Genomic DNA, 18,516 nt, shown 5'->3' with positions numbered 1-18,516 from the left:
CGTGCTATCACTAATCTTCGTTAGCCCAGTTTAATCGATCCATTTGGTTATACTGCCAAGGAGCTCCGTTATTTTCAATATTAGTCATCATATTATTTAATTCTTTTGGCGCAGCACTTTGTTCCATTACTAAATAACGACGCATATCTACAATAATTGAAAGTGGACTAATATTTATAGGACATTCTTCTACACAAGCGTTGCAAGAAGTACAAGCCCATAATTCTTCTGGTGTGATGTAATCATTTAACAAAGATTTTCCATCAGCAACAAAAATACCTTTATTAAGATCAATATTTTCACCGACTTCTTGCAGTCGATCTCTTGTATCCATCATAATTTTACGTGGAGACAATTTCTTCCCTGTAATATTTGCAGGACAAACCGAAGTACACCTACCACATTCGGTACAACTATAAGCATTTAACAACTGCACCCAATTTAAATCTTGCACATCTGAAGCACCAAATTTAGCCGGAACTTCATCTGAATTTGTTGGAGCTGCGAAAGGATCTGCCGTAGGATCCATCATCAATTTTACTTCATTTGTAACACTTTCTAAATTATCTAATTCTCCTTTAGGATTCAAATCAGCAAAATAAGTGTTCGGAAAAGCTAATAAAATATGTAAATGTTTAGAAAAATATAAATAGTTTAAGAAAATCATTACCATAAAAAAATGTCCCCACCAACCTATTCTTTCTAAAACGACTAACGTACCTTCAGATAAACTGCCGAATAATGCCGGACCTAAATATTGTGAAATACTGAAATTAAAAGAACCGATTCCTTCATAATGAGATTTACCCATAGTATGCAGCACCTCGTCTGTTCCATTCATTGTAAAAATACAAGCGACTAAAACAACTTCCATAATTAAAATTAAATTGGCATCTTTCGTTGGCCAACCTAACATTTCTTTCATTGTAAAGCGTGGTAATTTTAAAAGATTTCTTCTCGCCAAAAAAGCAATTGTTGCCACTAAAGCTAGGAATGATAAAATTTCAATTAAACTAATAATAAAAGTATAAAAACCTCCTAAACCATCTTTAAAAAAACGATGTGTTCCGAAAATTCCATCAATTATAATTTCAATTAATTCAATTTGCGTAATCACAAATGCAAAATAAAGTGCAAAATGCAAAATAGCAGGAATTGGTCGTTTAAACATTTTTTGCTGACCGAAAGCAACCAAAGTCATATTTTTTAATCGTTCAGAAGGTTTGTCACTTCGATTAACTCCACGTCCTAATTTAATATTGCGAATTAATTTCTTAACATTGAAAACAAAATAACCTACTCCTACGGTTAAAATCAATACGAACAAAATATTTTGTAGATAACTCATATCAGATAATTTTTACTTTTTAATTGTATCGTTTACAGGCGCCGAGTATGGCTTATTTTTCTTTCCAAAAAGAGAAACATTCACGTAACGCGTTGGATTTAAACGTAGATCTTGCAGTAACAATTCTAATTCTTTTGAAGTTTTAGTAAAGTTATTATACATTGTTTCATCTTTCATCAATTTTCCAACAGTTCCTTTACCTTTCTCAATATCAGCCATTAACTTATCTACATTTGCTAATGTTTTCTCTAAGTTTTTAACTGTTTGACCTAAATTTGCTTTTGCCAAAGAATCTGACATTTTTGCAAGATTACCAGATGTTTTATCGAAATTTGTAAGTGTAGAATTTAATTTTGATTTATTATCATCAATTAATTCATTAATGCTTTTTGAAGCCACACTAAATTCCGACAATGTTTTGTTTAACTCAGAAATACTTCCTTTTAGATTTTGTTTGGTATTGGTGTCTAATACATCGTTTACATTTGTAAAAAGCAAATCAGCATTATCCAATACTTGCTGTAATTTAGATTGAAGTGGCTCTAATTGTTGTGCCAAAGCATCTGTTAAGCCTAACTTACTTGAAGCTTGAAGATAATCTCCAGAGACCGTGTAATTTTTGTCTTCTAGATTTGGTTTAATAGCAATTTGTCTTCCGCCAACTAACCCAGAATCATAGATTTCCGCAATACTTGATTTAGAAATTGGAAAATCTGTAGTAATAGTTAATTCAACTAATAATTTTCCGTCAGTTTGAATGTTAATTGCATTTACTTTTCCGATAGTTAAACCGTTAAGCGTAACAGGTGCTGAAGGAGCTAAACCAGCAACATTTTCATAAATTACAAATAATTTATTACTGCTGTCAAACAGGTTTTTTCCTTTTAAAAAACTATATCCCCAAATAAATAAAAAGATGGATATAATGACTAATATGGCGGTCTTAATTTCTCTAGTTAGTTTCAAATCAAAAATTTTTAACAAAATTAAACTTTTATTTTATTTAATAGCATCTGAAATGCTTATTTTTAATCCGTCTTTATAAGCAACTATAAATGCAGAAGTATATCCTTTTTTCTTGGCTTGTTCTAAATTTTTCTTAGCGTCATCATACTTATTTTCAGCACCATAAAAATACTTATACAATTTATCTTGTTTCTCTATTGCAATCGAAGACAAACCATTAAAGTTTGAAGGTACAATATCTAGCTTTGTAGCACTTGCTGAAATTTGTACTTTGAAAATAATTTCGTTTTTTGTTTCACTGCTTTTTTCTACTTTTTCAGGAGCTGCTGCTTTTAAAATTTGTGCAGTTTTTTCAGGCGGCTGTTGAACTTCCTTTTCTTGTAGATTGTCATTTTTTGAAGGCACGAAGAATTCATCTTTATAATCTAAAATAGCACCAGCAATGGCTTGTGCCAAAACTTCTTGTCCTTGATCCGAATTTAAAAAAGCGCCTTCATCTTTGTTGGAGACAAATCCCATTTCTACTAAAACTCTTGGCATTGTTATTTGGCGTAAAACTAAAAATCCGGCTTGTTTAACTCCTCTATTTCTATAGTCGGTCTTTTTTGTAAAAAATTGTTGTACTCTACCAGCTAATTCAATGCTTTGATCTAAATGTTCCTCCTGTAAAATAGAAATTCCGATCACCGATTCAGGTGAATTTGGATCAAATCCATCATATTTAACTTTGTAATCTGCTTCTAAAGTAACCACTTCATTTTCCATTTTAGCTACTTCCAAATTGGATTGATTTCGCGTAATTCCCATTACATAAGTTTCATTTCCAGAAGCCGATTGATTTTGACTAGCATTACAATGCATCGAAACAAAAATACTTCCTTTTGACTTATTTGCAATATTTGCACGTTGTTGTAATTCAATAAAAACATCTGATTTTCGGGTATAAACGACGTCAACTTGTGCGTCTTTTTCCAATAACTCTCCAACTTTTAACATTATTTTTAAGGCTATATTTTTCTCAATATTTCCGTGATACACAGCGCCATAATCTTTTCCACCATGTCCCGCATCTAAAACAACTTTAAATTTGGTGGTTTGGCTGTACCCTATAAAAACATTTATCAAACATAGAATACTTAAAATATATCTTTTCATCATTTTTATTTGTTGTCAAAAGTTACAATAAAAGCCGATTTATAACCTTTTAATTTTGCTTCTTCTAAAAGTTTTTTACAAGAATCAAAATCTGATTCATCACCGTAATAATATTTGTAAAGCTTATTTTCCTTTTTAAAAGAAATGTTTTTTAAACCTTTAAAATTTGAAGGTTTGGTTTCAATTTTGCTACTTCCTGCCGCTATTTGTACTTTGTAAATTGTAGTAGAACTAACGGTTTTAGTATTTTGAGAAGTTGCTTTAGATTTTTTTTCTTCCGTATTTGCTGTGGATAATTCAGGTGCACTATCTTTATTCCCTGAGAAATAATTGTTTTTGTAAGAAGTAATTGCATCTGAAATCGATTTTGCCATTTCCTCTTTTCCACTTTCCGAGCTAATATAATTACCTTCTTCTTTATGCGAAACAAATCCCAATTCAATTAAAACACCTGGCATCACGGTTGCATCTAAAACCCAAATGGGCTGCTGCTTTACTCCTCTTGAATAGCGTTTATTATTTGTAATGAAGTTTTTTTCAATTTCCGAAGCTAATTCAATACTTTGTCCTAAAAACTCTTCTTGCAATATTCGCAGACCTAGAAGCGTTTCGGGATTATTTGGGTCAAAACCCTTATATTTTTCATTATAATTATCTTCTAAAAAAATTACACCATTCTCTTTTTTGGCAATATCTAAATTTGTGTCCGTTCGAGACATTCCCATGACAAAGGTTTCTGTTCCTTTAGCCGAAGTATTTTTAACTCCATTACAGTGCACAGAAATAAATAAATTTGCTTTTGCTTTATTTGCAATATTGGCGCGTTCTCGTAATTCAATAAAAACATCTGATTTTCGCGTGTATATTACTGTGATTTCCTTATTTTGTTCTAAGATTTTGCCTAACATTAAAACCACATCTAAAACAATATCTTTTTCCTGAATAGAACCACGCATTGTTCCTGGATCTTTTCCGCCGTGACCCGCATCTAAAACAACTTTAAACTTGGTTGAACTTTGACCAAAAGTAGCCAACGAAACAAACAAAAAAAGGATTAAAATTAATTTTTTGATATAAATTGGATAGCGCATAATATTATTAAGAGAGTTTATAAGTTATATTTATATTAAAACATTATTTTTGCAAAAAAATATATGTAAGTTTGACACTTCAAAAAGTACGCCAAATTTTTACAAAAATACTATTAAAAGCATTGTATACAAAGTTATTTCATATCGTTTTTTCAGTAATTTTTCTAACTTTAGGAACTGCAACAGTTTTTTCTCAAGAAATTACGTTCTCTGATTCCATTAAACTTGATTCAAAAGACTTGTTTACGGTTAAAGACTCTATCATTAAAGATTCCTCGAAAAAGCCAAAACCTTTTCTCGACGGTATCGTTAATATGAAAGCTAAAGGTTTTGAGAAAATGAACCAAAAAAAGAAGCAACTTACTTTACAAGATGAAGCGTCAATAAAATACACCGGTTTTGACATCAAAGCGGGAAAGATTGTTTATGACTTTGAAAAAAAACAAGTTTATGCCGGAAGATTAAAGGATTCTGCCGGAAATTTTATTCAAAGACCTGTTTTTACTCAAGGAACCAATGTGATTGAACCCGATTCGATTGTTTATAATACCGTAAGTGGAAAAGCATTAATTTGGAATTCGCGAACAAAACAAGGCGAAATGAATATCAAAGCAGAAATTTCAAAAAGAGAAAATGATTCTGTTGTTTTTATGAAATCGGCACGTTTAACCACTGCAAAAGATATTGATGACCCTGAATATTACTTTTATGTAACGAAAGTTAAATTTGTACCTAATAAAAAGGTAATCGTCGGGCCTACAAATCTTGTTATTGCAGATGTTCCAACACCTATTTTTCTACCTTTTGCATATTTTCCAATGAGTGAAACTAGTTCTTCTGGTTTTATTATTCCAACTCCGGGTCAGAATAACCGTCAAGGATATTTTTTACAAAACGGAGGTTATTATTTTGCACTTAGTGACTTTTATGATTTAGCAGTTTTAGGGGATTATTATACGAATGGTAGTTATGGTCTTCGGGCGGAAAGCAGCTATGCTAAAAGATATAAATTCACTGGAAGGTTTAATTTGAGATTAGAAAATAATATTCAAAGTGAAAAAGGATTCCCCGATTATGTCAAATCGAAACAATATAATATTCAATGGTCGCACAATCAAGATCCAAAAGCAGCCGCAAATTCGCGTTTTTCAGCATCGGTAAATTTAGGAAGTAGTCAATATTATAGACAATCTTTAAATCTGAATAATGTAGGTGCAAGTTTAAATAATAACTTAAGCTCTTCAGTTTCTTATTCGAAAACATTTCAAACTGTACCACAAGTGAATATGTCGCTGACGGCTACACACTCTCAAAACACAAATACAAAACAAATTGATATGACATTGCCTACTTTTCAGGCTAGTGTTGACCGAATTTATCCATTTGCTCCAAAAGACGGAATTAAGAAAGGATTAATTAAAAATATTAATTTACAATATAGCGTTAGAGCAGAAAACAGAATAAAAACCGCTGATTCTTTATTCTTTAAACCACAAATGTTTAGAGATGCAAAAGCAGGTTTTCAGCATAGTATTCCAGTTAACACCAATTTCAAAATTTTAAAGTATTTTAGCGTTAGCATGGGAGCGGCTTATAATGAAGTTTGGGCTTTTAATACAATCCAAAAAGAATTTAGCGCGCTTGAAAACAAAATTATTACTGAAGATCAGAATGGCTTCGAAGCTTTTAGAACATATAATTTTAATGCTGGAATTGGTACTACATTATATGGGATGTTTAATTTTGGTGAAAACAGTAAAATTCAAGCTATTCGTCACGTTATGCGTCCGAATATTTCTTTTGGATACACGCCAAGTTTTGAAAAATATTACGATACTTACGCGATTGATGCAACGGGTTTAACTACTGCGGAATATACAAAATTTGATGGCGGATTATTTGGAGCGCCAGGCAAATCATACGCTAATAATTTGGGTTTTTCATTAAGTAATACTTTTGAAGCAAAGGTAAAAGATAAAGAAAGTAAGAAAGATGAAACTAAAAAAGTGATGTTGTTAAACAACTTGAACTTAGCAACAAATTATAATTTAGCTGCTGATTCATTAGCTTGGTCACCTGTGCGAATTTCTGGTGGAACTCAACTTTTTAACCAAAAAATGGATATTAATTTCGCTACTACTTTAGATCCTTATGCTATTGATAATTCTGGAAAAAGAATTGAAAAATTTAATATCGATAATGGAGGAAGTTTATTCAGAATGACAAGTGCAAATATGACTTTAAATTACTCTTTTTCAAGTACAGATGGCGATAAGAAAAAAGATAAACAAAACCAACAAAATGGCGGAACTGGTGATGATTTATTTGGAACTAGTACCGATTTAAGTGATTCAAGACAAAGTCTTTTTAAGAAAGATGATGATGAAAATCTTGAAAAAACAACTTCAAATGAATGGTATGCTACAAAATTACCTTGGGATTTACGTTTAGCGTACTCGATAACTTACAATAATTCAAATCGCGAAAATGAAATTTCTTCTAATTCATTGATGGCTTCTGGAAATATTGAATTAGCACCAAGATGGAAAGTAGGATTCTCTTCAGGATATGATTTTAAGCAAAAAGGAATTACATTTACGCAATTGCGTTTTGAAAGAGATTTAGAAAGTTGGCGAATGAGTTTCAACTGGGTTCCAATTGGAACAAATACTTATTGGGGATTCTTCATCGGAATTTCTTCTTCAATTCTTAGTGATATCAAATACGACAAACGTCAAATACCCGATAGAGTTTTTTAAATAAAATTACAATGAAAAAAATAATCTTTACCGAAAAAGCACCCGCTCCTATCGGTCCTTATAATCAGGCAGTACTTATTAATGATGTTCTTTATACATCTGGACAAATTGCCTTAAATCCAACAACAATGGATTTGGTTGTAGAAAACATTGAGGTGGAAACGAAACAAGTTATGGAAAATATGAAAGCTGTTTTAGATGCAGCTGATATGACTTTCGACAATGTAATTAAAACAACAATTTTCATAATGAATATGGGCGATTTCGCTCGAATCAATTCCGTTTATGGCAGTTATTTTGATGATGCTACTGCGCCTGCACGAGAAACGGTTCAAGTAGCTTGCTTGCCAAGAAACGTAAATATTGAAATTTCAATGATTGCAATGAAATAAAACAAATAAAAAAGGTCAGATTTAAATCTGACCTTTTTTGTATTAAATTCCTGCTATTTCTTTTAGTTCCTTTACAAATCGTTCGGCTAAATTATCCGCCTCAGCTTGCGTTGGGCCTTCCGTATATATTCTAATAATTGGTTCGGTATTTGATTTTCTTAAATGCACCCACTCCGTCGGAAAATCAATTTTCACTCCATCAATTGTAGTTAAATTTTCTGATTTATATTTTTCAGTTAGAGTAGCTAAAACGTTATCAACATCGATTTGAGGTGTCAATTCAATTTTATTTTTACTCATATAATATTGCGGATAACTCGCTCTTATTTCGGCAACAGTTTTGTCTTGATTTGCCAAATAAGTTAAAAATAAAGCGACGCCAACCATACTATCTCTTCCATAGTGCGATTCTGGATAAATAATTCCACCATTTCCTTCACCACCAATAATAGCGTTGGTTTTCTTCATCAATTCCACCACATTTACTTCGCCCACAGCACTTGCTTGATAAGTTCCACCGTGCTTTTCAGTAATATCGCGTAACGCACGAGAAGAAGACATGTTTGAAACCGTATTTCCTGGTGTTTTGCTCAAAACATAATCAGCAATAGCAACCAAAGTATATTCTTCACCAAACATTTCACCGTCGTTAGAAATAAAAGCCAAGCGATCTACATCTGGATCAACTACTATTCCAAAATCGGCTTTTTCTTCCACAACTAATTTACAAATAGCTCCTAAATGTTCTTTTAAAGGCTCTGGATTGTGAGGGAAATCTCCCGTTGGTTCGCAATATAATTTCACGACTTCAACTCCCATTTGTTCTAATAAATTAGGAATAATAATTCCTCCCGAAGAATTCACGCCATCGACAACTACTTTATATTTCTTTGTTTTTACTAAATCAGCATCTACTAATTGTAAGGCTAAAACTTCATCAATGTGAATGTCCATATAAGCAGTGTTTTCAAAAATTTCTCCTAAATGATCAACCTCGGAAAAATCAAAAGCTTCTTTATCGGCAATTTCTAAAATTAATTCACCTTCATGTCCATTTAAGAATTCACCTTTCTCGTTCAATAATTTCAATGCATTCCATTGTTTGGGATTGTGTGATGCAGTTAAAATAATCCCACCATCTGCTTTTTCCATTGGAACAGCAATTTCAACTGTTGGCGTTGTCGATAAACCCAAATCTATTACATCAATTCCCAAGCCCACTAAAGTATTTATCACTAAGTTATGAATCATTGGACCAGAAATTCTAGCATCTCTTCCCACAACGACTTTTAATTTGCCACTCTTAATTCCTAAATTTTTTACTTTTAAAAATGTTCCATAAGCCGCTGCATATTTTACAGCATCAACTGGTGTTAAATTTTCACCAACGACACCACCAATAGTGCCGCGAATTCCTGATATAGATTTTATTAATGTCATTGTAGATTTAAATTTTGAATTACAAACCTACATAATTTTTAGAAATTTACCGGCTTATTTTTCTTACTTCTTCCGTCCTTTTATTCAATATTTTTCAATTACAAACGACAGAAACACGTGAACAGGCCAAGTTTTTTATATATTTACAAAAAGAACATAAGAATTTTATGAATTATCTTGCCCACATATATTTATCAGGAACTAACGATTTATTAAAAATCGGGAATTTTATGGCAGATAGTATCAAAGGAAATACTTATAAATTATTTGATGACGAAATAATGAAAGGAATTTTATTACACCGTCATATTGATAGTTTTACAGATGCTCATCCGATTTATCGAAAAAGTAAACACCGGTTGCACGAAAAATATGGTCATTATTCAGGAGTAATAATGGATATTTTATATGATCATTTTTTAGCCAAAAACTGGACCAGCTATTCTGATGAATCGCTTGAAGATTACGCAGCTAATTTCTATAATTTATTACAAAATAACGAAGCAATTCTTACCGAAAAAATCAAATCAATCATTCCATATATGATTGAACAAAATTGGCTACTAAGTTATGCTTCCCTCACCGGAATCGAGAAAATACTTTATCAAATGGATTACAGAACGAAGCATCGCGTTCATATGCAAGAAGCTATGGTCGAATTAGAAGCTTTTTATTTAGAATTTGAAGGAGAATTTTTCCTATTTTTCGATGAATTAATTAAATCCTGTCAAGAAAAAATAAATGCACTAGGTTGATTTTTTTATTTGAGGACAAAAAAAACTAACTTCGCATTTTTAATATAATTATGCCAAAAGCCAAATCATTTCTAATTAAACGATTCCTGAAAAGAACCTTCAGTAGACTTGAGAAATTGATTTTTCTTTTGAAAGATCTGCTAACACCAAGACAATTTATCTATTTATCTTGTGTTTTAGTCGGAATGTCCTCAGCATTTGCCGTAATTATACTAAAAACATTTGCGCATTGGGTTTTTAAATCTTCGCAACGTTTAGATGCATTTTTCCATTTACCTTATAGCAATAGTACATTACCAATTATTGGAATTGTAATTACAGTAATCATAACCAAAAGACTTTTAGGTGGTTCTATTGAAAAAGGAACTTCTCAAATTATGTACGCTGTTGCGAAAAAGCGCGGTATTATGCCGAGAAAGCAAATGTTCGCTCAAATAATTACTAGTTCTTTTACCGTAGGAATGGGCGGAAGTGCAGGTTTAGAATCACCAATTACAGTTACTGGAGCAGCTTTTGGAAGTAATTTCGCTCAAAATTATAGATTAAGCTATAAAGATCGAACACTTTTATTAGCTTGTGGTGTTGCGGCGGGAATTGCAGCAGCTTTTAACGCTCCTATTGCCGGAGTTCTATTTGCCAGTGAAGTAATTTTAGCCGAAATTAGTATTACAGCGTTTATTCCAATTATGATTAGTGCTGCAACTGGAGCATTAATTTCAACTGTGGTTTTAAATGAAGATATTCTGTTTTCTTTTAAAAATGTAGAACTGTATGATTTTCACAATTTACCTTACTATATTTTATTAGGTGTTTTAAGCGGATTAGTTTCTATAAATTATGCTCGAACATTCCGTAAAGTGGAGCATTATCTTGCAAGTTTAAAATTCAATGCCATTAATAAAGCACTTTTTGGAGCTGGAATTTTAGGGGTTTTAATCTTCTTTTTCCCATCACTTTTCGGTGAAGGATATGAGAATATTAAAATTCTTGCCGATAATAATCCCGAATTAATGGTAAAAAATACTGTTTTTGAACGTTTTAGCGATTCTTCTTGGATTTTGTTGGTAGTAATAAGTGTAACAATGCTTGTAAAAGTCTATGCAACAAGTTTGACTTTAGGTGCTGGTGGAAATGGAGGAAACTTCGCTCCTTCCCTATTTGTAGGATCATACTTGGGATTTTCATTAGCTACATTTTTCAATTTAACAGGAATCAGTAAACTTCCAATCGGAAATTTCACGTTAGTAGGAATGGCAGGAATTCTTAGTGGATTATTTCACGCTCCTTTAACTGCTATTTTCTTAATTGCCGAAATTACTGGTGGTTATAATTTGATGGTTCCATTAATGATCGTTTCTTCAGTGAGTTTTGCTATTTCTAAACGCTTTGAACCGCATTCTTTTGATATTAAAAATTTAGCCGATAAAGGCGAAGTTTTTACAGACAATCGCGATACCAATATTTTGAATTCAATTGATGTTTCAAAACTAGTTGAATCGAACTATAATGCGATTAAGGTTAGCCCAAATCTAGACGAATTGGTTCAGAAAATTCAAGAATCCGACGATACTATTTTTCCAGTTTTAGATGAAAAGCACAAACTTTTAGGATTGATATTTTTAGATGACATTCGTCCGATCGTTTTTTCTCCTTTTAAAGTGAAATATACTACAACAGATGAAGTTATGCATCAACCAAAAGAAATTATATTTTATGATGAAACTTTGGAAACTATTATGGAAAAATTTGATGCATCGGGTTCTAAAGTTTTACCCGTTTTACAAGAAGGTATTTTTCTCGGTTTCATCAGCAAACAATTAATTCTTGAAAAATATAGAATGCGTTTGAAATCGATGGTTATTGAGTAACACTATATAATTCAAGTAGTTGTATTTTTTCTGTAAAATTCCTTAATATCGGATAAGATGTTTTTTTATTCAAAACCGTAGTAATGCTTTTATTTATATGATTATCTAATCTTTGTGGAATATTGATCTCAAATATCGCCAAGAATTTCAATCTATTGTTAGCGAACCAAATTCTCCTTACAGCCAAGAATATGTAAGTTTATTGGCACGTCAAGGAAAAATTGATGCTTATAAAGAAGGTAGAAATTGGGTAACCACAAAAAAAGCAATTAATGAATATATCAACAACAGACAACGAAAGCGTTTATTATAATGCTTTCGTTTTTTTATAGTTTTCTTTAACTTTGTATCACCTAAAAATTGGTTAGAAATCAGTAACTTTGCGTTTTGCCAAAAATTATGCAACACACTGAAGATACTATCGAAATTATTGGAGCTCGAGTTCACAATCTTAAAAATATAGACGTGAGCATTCCGCGTGAAAAACTCGTTGTTATTACGGGTTTATCAGGTTCGGGAAAATCATCGTTGGCTTTTGACACTATTTATGCCGAAGGACAACGTCGTTATATTGAAACATTTTCTGCTTATGCACGTCAGTTTTTAGGAGGTTTAGAACGTCCGGATGTGGATAAAATCGACGGACTTTCGCCTGTTATTGCCATTGAGCAAAAAACCACAAGTAAATCACCTCGTTCTACGGTTGGAACCATTACAGAAATTTATGATTTCTTACGTCTTTTATATGCTAGAGCTTCTGATGCTTACAGTTATAATTCGGGCGAAAAAATGGTTTCTTATTCCGATGAACAAATTAAATCTCTTATTTTACAAGATTTCGACGGAAAAAGAATTAATATATTAGCTCCTGTAATTCGTTCACGTAAAGGACATTATCGTGAATTATTTGAACAAATTGCTAAACAAGGCTTTTTGAAAGTTCGTGTAGACGGAAAGATTAAGGATTTAGAATTTGGAATGAAAGTCGATCGGTATAAAACACACGAAATCGAAATTGTTATCGACCGAATGGCAATTGATACAGAAGAAGATACGGACAAACGTTTGTCGGAAAGTATCAAAACGGCAATGTATCACGGTGATGACGTAATGATGGTTATTGAACAAGAAAGTCAGGAAGTTCGTTTTTACAGTCGTAATTTAATGTGTCCGTCTTCGGGAATTTCTTATCCAAATCCGGAACCTAATAACTTCTCGTTCAACTCTCCAAAAGGTGCTTGTCCGTCTTGTAATGGATTAGGCACGGTGAATGAAATCAACATTCATAAAATCATCCCAAACCCAAAATTATCAATTAAAAATGGTGGTTTTGCTCCTTTGGGCGACTACAAAAATACTTGGATTTTCAAGCAATTAGAGATTATTGCTCAAAAATATGATTTCAAAATCACGGATGCCATTGAAGATATTCCGCAAGAAGCAATGGAAATGATTTTGAAAGGTGGCAATGAAAAATTCGCAGTAGTTTCAAAGGTTATGGGAATTACGAAAGACTATAAAATCGATTTTGAAGGGATTTCAAATTTTATCAAAAACCAATATGATAATTCCGATTCAGCAAGCATCAAACGTTGGGCAAAAGAATTTATGGACGAAAACGATTGCTCTGATTGTCAGGGAACGCGTTTGCGAAAAGAGTCGTTATATTTCAAACTAAATGGCAAAAATATTGGTGAATTAGTTCAAATGGACATCACTGAATTATCGGAGTGGTTTGCAGATTTACACAATCATATCACTGAAAAACAACAAGTTATTGCTGTTGAAGTTATCAAAGAAATTTCGACAAGAGTTCAATTTTTATTGGATGTTGGTTTGAATTATTTATCCTTAAACCGAAGTTCAAAATCATTATCTGGTGGTGAAGCACAACGCATTCGATTGGCAACGCAAATTGGTTCGCAATTGGTTGGTGTCCTTTATATTTTAGACGAACCGAGTATTGGTTTGCACCAAAGAGACAACGAACGTTTGATTAAATCATTAGAAAGTTTACGCGATATTGGAAATTCCGTTATTGTAGTGGAACACGATAAAGATATGATTGAAAGTGCTGATTATGTGATTGATATCGGACCAAAAGCAGGAAGATTTGGTGGTGAAATCATTAGTTGCGGCACGCCAAAAGAATTATTAAAAGAAGATACAATTACTGCTCAATATTTGAATGGTAAGATGAAATTGGAAATTCCGAAAGAAAGAAGAGCTGGAAACGGAAAATCAATCAAATTATCAGGAGCAACAGGAAATAATTTAAAAAATGTTACGATCGAAATTCCATTAGGAAAATTAGTGTGTGTAACTGGAGTTTCGGGAAGTGGAAAATCGACTTTAATTAATGGAACGCTTTATCCTATTCTAAATGCACATTTTTTCAACGGTGTAAAAAAACCACAACCTTACAAAAAAATTGAAGGTTTAGAACATATTGACAAGGTTATCGAAATTGATCAGAGTCCGATTGGTAGAACGCCAAGAAGTAATCCAGCAACTTATACCGAAGTATTTTCGGAAATTAGAAGTTTATTTACAATGGTTCCCGAAGCGATGATTCGTGGTTATAAACCCGGAAGATTCAGTTTTAATGTGAAAGGCGGACGTTGTGAAACCTGTGAAGGATCGGGCGTTAGAACCATTGAAATGAGTTTTTTACCAGACGTTTATGTCGAATGCGAAACGTGTATGGGAAAACGTTTTAACCGAGAAACTTTGGAAATCAGATACAAAGGAAAATCGATTTCGGATGTCTTAAATATGACGATTGACGAAGCTGTTGATTTCTTTGAAATGATTCCTAAAATCTATAGAAAAGTAAAAACGATTCAGGATGTTGGTTTGGGATATATCACTTTAGGTCAGCAAAGTACAACGCTTTCTGGTGGTGAAGCTCAACGTATTAAATTAGCAACTGAATTATCTAAAAAAGATACTGGTAATACTTTTTATATCTTAGATGAACCCACAACTGGACTTCATTTTGAAGATATTCGCGTATTAATGGATGTTATTAATGTGATTGTTGACAAAGGAAATACGGTGCTAATTATTGAGCATAATTTAGACGTTGTTAAACTTTCAGACTATATAATTGATATTGGTTATGAAGGCGGAAAAGGCGGTGGCGAGGTTGTAGCAAAAGGAACTCCAGAAGAATTGATAAAAAACAAAAAGAGCTATACAGCACAATTTCTGAAAAAAGAGCTATCTTAGCGGTTCAACTACTTTACAACAACAACACTGCTAAAATTTATTGTTTAACCTTATAATTTGTGTAGCAACAAATTAACTAAAATTGTTATGGCAGAAAATCAGTTACAAAATGAAGACTTAGAACTTCAAGAAAGATTAAAACAAAAAACTTGGAATGAAATAAGAACTAACGATTCTTGGGCAATATTTAAAATTATGTCCGAATTCGTAAATGGATATGAGGCAATGGGAAGAATTGGCCCTTGTGTATCTATTTTTGGTTCAGCGAGAACTCAACCCGAGGATAAATATTATTTATTAGCAGAAAAAATTGCTTATAAAATTAGTAAAGCCGGTTATGGAGTGATAACAGGCGGTGGTCCTGGAATTATGGAAGCGGGAAATAAAGGAGCTCATTTTGGTGGTGGAATTTCAGCAGGTTTGAATATTGTATTGCCTTTTGAACAACACTTTAATCCTTATATTGATAAAGATAAAAACTTAAATTTTGATTACTTCTTCGTAAGGAAAGTAATGTTTGTTAAATATTCTCAAGGTTTTGTTGTAATGCCAGGTGGATTTGGAACATTAGATGAATTGTTTGAAGCAATAACTTTAATTCAAACGAAGAAAATTGGTAAATTTCCAATTATTTTAGTTGGAACTGAATTTTGGTCAGGTTTATTAGACTGGATTAAAACGGTGATGATCGATAAAATGAAAAATGCGAGTCCAGATGATATGAACTTAATTAAAATCGTGGATACTGAAGAGGAAGTCGTTGAAGCATTAGACAATTTCTACAAAAAATATAATTTATCACCAAACTTCTAAAAAACAAAAAAGTCAGATTGAAAAATCTGACTTTTTTATGTGTTATTAATCATATTTTTAATTATGATGTTTTTTGTGATGTTCTTTCCTTCTTTTTTGTTGTTTTTTGTAATGCTTGTGATGATCTTTATGATTATCTACATAAACTACTTTAGTTTTATAAACTGTTCTATGCGAAGTATTGTATCGTTGTGGTGCATCACCATAAAAATCCAATTCAACCTGCGTACTTTTACCCAAGTTAATACCAACATAAACTGATGGAACTTGAGTTCTTACTTCCCAATTATTGTTTGAAGCATAGATATATGATTTACGCTGGATATCATAATACATATTTTGGTCTGGAAAATATACGTATCTTGTTTTAGCCTTGTATGAATGACCTTTAGCCCACGGTGGCGGACCTTGTGAAAACGCATCAGTTGGGATGACCAGCATAAAAACTAAAACTAAAGTTCCTATAAACAATCCTAATTTACTATTTGACTTCATAATTTCTAATTTTAATTACTATTAATGAAGTAGCTTTCAATAAGGATGCCAAAAAAGTAATTCTTTATAAGTTTAACGTAAATTCTAACATTGTAAAGTGCCTATTTTACTATGATTTTTCTAGTAATCGATTGATTGTTAGCTGAAACTTTTACTAAATATAATCCTGAATTTAAATCAATATTTAATCTAATTTCCGAATCAAAAGTAGTTTCTTGAACCAATTGTCCCGTAATCGTATAAATTTCAACTTTAGAATTTCCTTCTAATCCTGACACTATTATATAATCTGTAGTTGGATTTGGGTAAACCAAAATACTATTTACACTAGGATTTTCTGAAGACAAAGTGGCTGACCAAGGCTGACCATAATTAGCTCCAAAAATATAATCAGCTAAATTTGGATAATCTACAAATGGATTACGGTTCATTTGCCAAGTATAAATATAATTATTTCGATTCATTTCAAAATCATCTCTTGCATCAGTCACATTCCAAGTTAATAACGATGCTAAATCACCCATAATTTTATTTCCAGTTACATCCGAAGGATTTCCATTTACTAAGCTTAAACCATTATATCGAACCGCCATATAAAATAGTGCTCTTGCAACATCACCTCTCCATTTTCCTTGTGTACCAACTGGACCATTATAATCTAAACCAAAATCTTTATTACTTTTTAAAATATTCTCTTGACCATCTTCTGCATGTAAATGATGTGCATCTGCATGCGCTGACATAATATCATTCGCATTCGTTGGCAGCCATATATTAATTCCGTCGGCCGTCGATGATGTTCCACTAGAAAACCCTCCTCTTGACTGAGCAAAAACATGTTCTCTAACCCATTTTCCAATACCACTACTTCCCACTTGTTGATCTAATTTTGCTTTTGGTGCTTCTACGTAATGCATCCAAACCTCATTACTATTGGCCGGATTTTGGTCTGCTTGTTTTAAAATTTCCCAAATATCACCATAGCTGTGCGCACGAACAACTGCAGGGTTTGCAATAATTTCTTGAAGTGCTTGCTTTAAGGAGTTTCCAGACAAACCTTCTAAAGTATCGTAATACCCCGCTGGAATTGTTGGTGTAACTACGCCATAAGTTGGATTTAAAGGTGTTCCATAGGATTGAACTATAAAATCATTATCATAAATTCTAATAATTACGTTATTATTATTAGCAACATATCCAAAGGGAAGGGTTTGTATATTTATCAACATTTCTTCATCCCCTTCGTCTGTATTATCATTAAATAGATAAACTGTATTTTCCGCTGTTGACGAACCCACCGGAATGCTTACTGTTAAATTTGTTCCCGTAAAATCATTAACCATAAAGTTTCCATTATCTAAGGTAAAGTTAAAAATTAAATCTGCTCCAGTAACTGGTTGACTAGTTGTAAAAGTAATTGGAATATTTTCTCCTTCAATATAACTAGATTGCGGAATTGAAACTGAAATATTATTCAAAACTACACCACTTCCATCGTTATTGACACCTGGAGTTGGCAGTTTTACTTCATAAGTTCCATCATTCTTTCTTTGAATTGAATGCGTAATTACACTTGAAGTTAAATTTTCATTGGTAAATACAGTTAACCCTAAAATAGTCATAAGATTTGTTGGAGCAGTATTGCTACTTGAGTACGCCAATGCATTAATCATATTCGTTGGTGTGGCAATAGTTCCCGGTTGAATTGAAAATTGAAAATCAGAGGCATTACCCAAATAGAGAGCCACTACATCTGGACCATTTTGTATTTTATTATTAGAGATAATTCCTGCTGGTGCTGGAGAAACTTGACTATTTCCAAAATGAACAATTCCATTTATATCCGTACTAAAACCATCTAGATCATAAGCATAATAGCAAGCAGTATTGGTTTCATTATAAAAAACTAAAACATAACCATCTAATGAAAAATTGGGCGTCACTGATTTTAATTCTACAAATTCTAATTGATCGGAACCAGCAGTATCTGCATCTATTTCGTTAATAACAACTTGTGCGTTGGCGAAGAAACCTAATAGAAAAATTAGGTTAAAAAGTAATTTTAGGGGCATATTGATTATTTTTATCAAATATACCATTATAAAGAACCATTTAATAGATATTTGACTTATTATTGTGTTAATATTAATGAAAATTTAAGTATTAGTAGGAATATTTTTATCTATTTTTATAAATTATTATT

Annotated in this window: 13 protein-coding genes and 1 pseudogene; 7 read left to right on the top strand and 7 right to left on the bottom strand. The window is 32.2% G+C overall.

The window, feature by feature from the left end; genetic code table 11:
- Positions 1-10: 10 nt before the first annotated feature.
- From T1L09_RS05315 to T1L09_RS05300, 4 genes are read right to left on the bottom strand one after another with little or no spacing between them, the layout of a single operon-like run.
- A complete protein-coding gene (locus T1L09_RS05315; RefSeq protein WP_322549915.1) occupies positions 11-1,348 on the bottom strand; it encodes a (Fe-S)-binding protein in 1,338 nt (445 codons plus the stop codon).
- A gap of 12 nt (positions 1,349-1,360) precedes the next feature.
- Complete coding sequence (locus T1L09_RS05310; protein ID WP_322549914.1) at positions 1,361-2,314, bottom strand: MlaD family protein; 954 nt, start codon at positions 2,312-2,314, stop codon at positions 1,361-1,363.
- 33 nt (positions 2,315-2,347) lie between these two features.
- Complete coding sequence (locus tag T1L09_RS05305) at positions 2,348-3,472, bottom strand: N-acetylmuramoyl-L-alanine amidase family protein (protein WP_322549913.1); 1,125 nt, start codon at positions 3,470-3,472, stop codon at positions 2,348-2,350.
- A gap of 2 nt (positions 3,473-3,474) precedes the next feature.
- On the bottom strand, positions 3,475-4,560 hold the full coding sequence (locus T1L09_RS05300; protein WP_322549912.1) for an N-acetylmuramoyl-L-alanine amidase: 1,086 nt from the start codon (positions 4,558-4,560) through the stop codon (positions 3,475-3,477).
- Positions 4,561-4,631: 71 nt separating this feature from the next.
- Here T1L09_RS05300 and T1L09_RS05295 point away from each other — a divergent pair, with 71 nt between their 5' ends.
- Positions 4,632-7,319, top strand: a complete 2,688-nt coding sequence (locus tag T1L09_RS05295; protein WP_322549911.1) for a putative LPS assembly protein LptD — start codon at positions 4,632-4,634, stop codon at positions 7,317-7,319.
- A gap of 11 nt (positions 7,320-7,330) precedes the next feature.
- Positions 7,331-7,711 (top strand): RidA family protein, encoded by a 381-nt coding sequence (locus T1L09_RS05290; protein ID WP_322549910.1) that lies wholly within the window; start codon positions 7,331-7,333, stop codon positions 7,709-7,711.
- A 42-nt stretch (positions 7,712-7,753) separates the two neighbouring features.
- Here T1L09_RS05290 and glmM read toward each other — a convergent pair whose 3' ends face one another.
- Positions 7,754-9,151 (bottom strand): phosphoglucosamine mutase, encoded by a 1,398-nt coding sequence (glmM, locus tag T1L09_RS05285; protein ID WP_322549909.1) that lies wholly within the window; start codon positions 9,149-9,151, stop codon positions 7,754-7,756.
- 167 nt (positions 9,152-9,318) lie between these two features.
- On the opposite strand from glmM, the gene T1L09_RS05280 reads away from it, so the two are divergent.
- From T1L09_RS05280 to T1L09_RS05260, 5 genes and pseudogenes are all read left to right on the top strand, one after another.
- On the top strand, positions 9,319-9,906 hold the full coding sequence (locus T1L09_RS05280; RefSeq protein ID WP_322549908.1) for an acyl carrier protein phosphodiesterase: 588 nt from the start codon (positions 9,319-9,321) through the stop codon (positions 9,904-9,906).
- Between the two features lie 50 nt (positions 9,907-9,956).
- Positions 9,957-11,774: a chloride channel protein gene (locus T1L09_RS05275; RefSeq protein WP_322549907.1), complete on the top strand. Its 1,818-nt coding sequence runs from the start codon at positions 9,957-9,959 to the stop codon at positions 11,772-11,774.
- 139 nt (positions 11,775-11,913) lie between these two features.
- Positions 11,914-12,087: pseudogene (locus T1L09_RS05270) on the top strand (Fic family protein); the annotation flags it as partial.
- An 86-nt stretch (positions 12,088-12,173) separates the two neighbouring features.
- Positions 12,174-15,005 carry an excinuclease ABC subunit UvrA gene (gene uvrA, locus T1L09_RS05265; RefSeq protein WP_322549905.1) on the top strand — a complete coding sequence of 944 codons (2,832 nt, stop codon included), beginning with the start codon at positions 12,174-12,176 and terminating at the stop codon, positions 15,003-15,005.
- Positions 15,006-15,092: 87 nt separating this feature from the next.
- Entirely contained in the window at positions 15,093-15,818 is a 726-nt protein-coding gene (locus T1L09_RS05260; protein ID WP_322549904.1) for an LOG family protein, read from the top strand.
- Positions 15,819-15,875: 57 nt separating this feature from the next.
- Here the strand turns inward: T1L09_RS05260 and T1L09_RS05255 are convergent, their stop codons facing one another.
- Both T1L09_RS05255 and T1L09_RS05250 read right to left on the bottom strand, forming a co-directional pair.
- Positions 15,876-16,313, bottom strand: coding sequence for a hypothetical protein (locus T1L09_RS05255; RefSeq protein WP_322549903.1), 438 nt, complete (start codon positions 16,311-16,313; stop codon positions 15,876-15,878).
- Positions 16,314-16,414: 101 nt separating this feature from the next.
- Positions 16,415-18,385, bottom strand: a complete 1,971-nt coding sequence (locus T1L09_RS05250; RefSeq protein ID WP_322549902.1) for an endonuclease — start codon at positions 18,383-18,385, stop codon at positions 16,415-16,417.
- Between the last annotated feature and the right edge of the window lie 131 nt (positions 18,386-18,516).

Source organism: Flavobacterium psychraquaticum, assembly GCF_034497725.1.
Classification (GTDB): Bacteria; Bacteroidota; Bacteroidia; order Flavobacteriales; family Flavobacteriaceae; genus Flavobacterium; species Flavobacterium psychraquaticum.
Note: the sequence above shows the minus strand (reverse complement) of the source record. Positions and strands in the feature narration are given on the sequence as shown.